This is a genomic window from Candidatus Hakubella thermalkaliphila (assembly GCF_013281975.1).
Classification (GTDB): domain Bacteria; phylum Actinomycetota; class Humimicrobiia; order Hakubellales; family Hakubellaceae; genus Hakubella; species Hakubella thermalkaliphila.
Genome location: NZ_BLRZ01000148.1, coordinates 1 through 3309, shown reverse-complemented (window position 1 = coordinate 3309; position 3309 = coordinate 1). Strand labels below are relative to the sequence as shown.

The 3309-nt window shown below is 43.3% G+C and carries 4 protein-coding genes; 2 read left to right on the top strand and 2 right to left on the bottom strand.

Annotated features, from left to right (window positions below; translation table 11 throughout):
- Window positions 1-37: 37 nt before the first annotated feature.
- Both HW443_RS10080 and HW443_RS10075 read right to left on the bottom strand, forming a co-directional pair.
- A complete protein-coding gene (locus HW443_RS10080; protein ID WP_246273276.1) occupies window positions 38-451 on the bottom strand; it encodes a nucleotidyl transferase AbiEii/AbiGii toxin family protein in 414 nt (137 codons plus the stop codon).
- Window position 452: 1 nt separating this feature from the next.
- Window positions 453-1259 carry a type IV toxin-antitoxin system AbiEi family antitoxin domain-containing protein gene (locus tag HW443_RS10075; protein WP_176230024.1) on the bottom strand — a complete coding sequence of 269 codons (807 nt, stop codon included), beginning with the start codon at window positions 1257-1259 and terminating at the stop codon, window positions 453-455.
- Between the two features lie 423 nt (window positions 1260-1682).
- On the opposite strand from HW443_RS10075, the gene sfsA reads away from it, so the two are divergent.
- Both sfsA and HW443_RS10065 read left to right on the top strand, forming a co-directional pair.
- Window positions 1683-2858 (top strand): DNA/RNA nuclease SfsA, encoded by a 1176-nt coding sequence (sfsA, locus tag HW443_RS10070; protein ID WP_176238142.1) that lies wholly within the window; start codon window positions 1683-1685, stop codon window positions 2856-2858.
- Window positions 2859-2899: 41 nt separating this feature from the next.
- Complete coding sequence (locus tag HW443_RS10065) at window positions 2900-3181, top strand: type II toxin-antitoxin system RelE/ParE family toxin (RefSeq protein ID WP_176231488.1); 282 nt, start codon at window positions 2900-2902, stop codon at window positions 3179-3181.
- The last annotated feature ends 128 nt before the right edge of the window (window positions 3182-3309 follow it).

Sequence of the window (3309 nt, the reverse complement as noted above, 5' to 3'; positions counted from 1 at the left end):
GAAAAACCGGAAATTCATTGACCTAAACTTACCACTTTTATATCATGGAGAGGAGGAATATGAATGGTTTGCAAAGTGGTAACTTTGCAGCGGAATCAGTGGTAAAATTCACCAGAATACGCAAAATCTCGAAACTTATCAGTTCATGGGGGATCTCAATACCTGCAGCATCGTATACCCAGTTAACAATCTCTTTGAACGCATTGATTAAGAAACCCCTATCTTGATGTTCAAGTCTTATAACCGTGAAATCCAGATCTTCTGAGAAACGATAGGTCTCAAAGTAGCACTTCTTTAAACAAGTCCCTCCTTTAAACACCCAACTTGAGCCGAGTTCAGGATGACTTGAAATCCCGGCTAATAGCCACCCAAGCACATAGTCTTTCTCGACCACATTCGCAGTAAGACCAAACTCCCTGGAAAAATCCATTACCTCTTGACGATCGATCAAATCAGTTCTCCTTTGCCCAGCCTTCCGGCACCCATAATCGCCAGCGTGTTACCAATTTATTAACCTTAAGTGCCGGATCAAGTTTGACATTCCCTTTAGTCAGTTGAGACCTGCACTCGTTGATACTGGACTTTTGATCCGGAGCAAAACGTTCTAACAGGAAACCAAGGCGTTTAAAAACAGCACCGTTGCCCAGGCGTTTCGCGTATCCGATCAATAACTCTATATCACTGTTCTCTGACTTCAGGTAATTGAGAAACATATCAACAGTTGACCGTATCCCACCTCCAAGTTTTGGGTCGCTCAGCATGTCAACGATGGTACGTGAGGGGTCAGAGACAGACACTTTAACCCTTCCTCTCCAAACTGGTTTCATCCCAAATAGTGCTTTTTCTGATATAGTACGAAGCATAAAGCTTGCCCCTTTGATAACAGGAGAGCGGTCTCTCGGTTTTTGTGTCGTCATAACAACAGTGGTACGGAAAACTTGCTCTGTCAAATCCCAATATTCAGCAGCACTCCATCCGCCGATATAACATGGAGAAAATAACCGTTCAGCAATAGCCCAGAGGTCTTCAAAGGGGACATCAGGTGTGCTAGATTCAAGAGGCACTAGTATGTATATGCCCCGCCTCACGCGGGAAAGCCAGCCTTTCTTTGCCCAACGGGAAAGCATTTTGGCAGCATCGGTAGAGGAAACCTTCAAGATATCGGCTGCCTCTTTAACCGAGATAGTACCTTTTGTCCCCCGGACTATCGCAGACAACCTTTTTCTGTCTTCTTTCCCTAAACCTGATATGGATTCCATAGTATATCTCATGCGTAATTATTCACATAATAATTGAATTATAGCATACATAGTGTATTACAAACAATAAAAAACTACTTTCTATCAGTCATTGTTCAACTTATAAGTGAATTATTACATATTAATTATACTAATTAAACTTTTCCTTCGCCAAGCCTCGGCTAAGGCCCATGTTTTAATATGGGGAATTGAATCATCTATAATGTAACTTGTCATGCGGAGGCCGCACCTGCGAACTATGAAAATATTTTGGTCTATTTTCTAGGTAAAGGGGTATTGGATGTGGCATGTAAAAGGTAACCAAATATGGATCAATGATCGGATGGAGCGTCACTTGTTTCTTTAGGGAAGCAAGTGGGGAGGAGCGATAGTGTCAGTTGAGCTGTTCGGATTTTATAGGTACCAAGATAGTCATTAGGATAGATGTCACCGTTTTCGTCCGATAGAGTGCTTGGAAATTTTAAAGACCTTCAAAAAGCTGTTTTCACAGGCAGGCCAAATAGGTTTACCGTTGAGTGCGTGATAAATAATAGAAAAGAAAGGGCCTATCTTCCCAACCCGGGTAGACTCTGGGAACTCCTCCTTCCAGGCAAAGAGCTTTATCTTGCCAGAGATCTTCAAGTTTCTGAGAGAAGCACAAAATATACCGTTGTAGCTGTTAAAAAAGAAGGGGTACCAGTTTTACTGCACACCCATCATGCTAACACTGTGGCCAAGTGGTTGATCGAACAAGAGATGATTTCTGGTCTTGAAGGATACTCCATCGTCAAACCACAGATTAGCCTGGGCAGAAGTAGATTTGATTTTCTACTAAAGAAGGACAACCAGAGCCTGGTTCTTGAAGTTAAATCCTGCACCCTCTTTAACCAAGAGATTGCGATGTTTCCCGATGCGATCACTCTTCGCGGTAAAAGGCACCTTATAGAACTGGCCGAGCTTTCCCATAAAGGCTTAAGGGGTGGGGTGTTATTTATTGTAAACTGGCCTCTTGCCAGATACTTCCTTCCTGAATATCACACTGATTTAGAGTTTTCCCGTGCTCTCTATGACCTTAAGGATGATTTAATAATAAAGGCGATATCCGTAGAATGGAAGAAAGACCTTACCCTGGGCCAGATCCATGAACTTGAGATTCCCTGGTGGTTGATTGAGAGAGAGGCTCAGGATAAAGGTAGCTACATCATTATCCTTAACCTGAAGGATGCTCAGAGACTCCACATAGGTGAGCTGAGAGAGATAACCTTGGAAAAGGGATATTACCTCTATGTGAGATCAGCCAGGAAGAACCTTACCCAAAGGGTCCAGAGACACCGCAGAAAAAGGAAGAAATTGTTCTGGCATATAGATTATCTTGGTCAAATAGCAGATTTTCATTTAGCTCTACCGGTGCGCTCAAGCGCAGATCTGGAATGCGACATTGCCAAAAGATTGAAAGCCATCTCTGACTGGTCAGTCCCGGAATTTGGGGTATCTGATTGCTCCTGTGAAACCCATCTTTTTGGAATGCGCAGTAACCCCATCTTCTCACCTACTTTCATAGAAATACTTCAGCATTTTAGAATTGGCCGTCTTGAAGATGAGCTTATGGGAAAATATTAATTTTGCTTGACACTATTAACGCTATACGTTATTATTAAGCGATGATCAGGTCATTTCGGGACAAAGCGACAGAACGCGTGTTCAATCGTGAGCGTGTCCGGAAGTTTGACCTGAAGCTTCAACGTCTGGCGCAGAGAAAGCTAGCTATCCTGGATGCGGCAGAGACTCTGGACGACCTTCGGGTTCCCCCAGGAAATCGGCTTGAGAAACTTTCTGGCGACAGAGAGGGACAGCATAGCATCCGAATCAATGACCAATGGCGAATCTGCTTTCGATGGCTGGACGGAGATGCTCATGATGTCGAGATAACAGACTATCATTAGGAGATCAAAAATGACTAAGAAGTTGGCACCAACGCATCCTGGAGAAGTTCTACTTGAAGAGTTTCTCAAGCCTCCCGACTTCCGCACTTATTTTAAAAAACACCTCTTCAGAGGGGGTTTTCTATCAT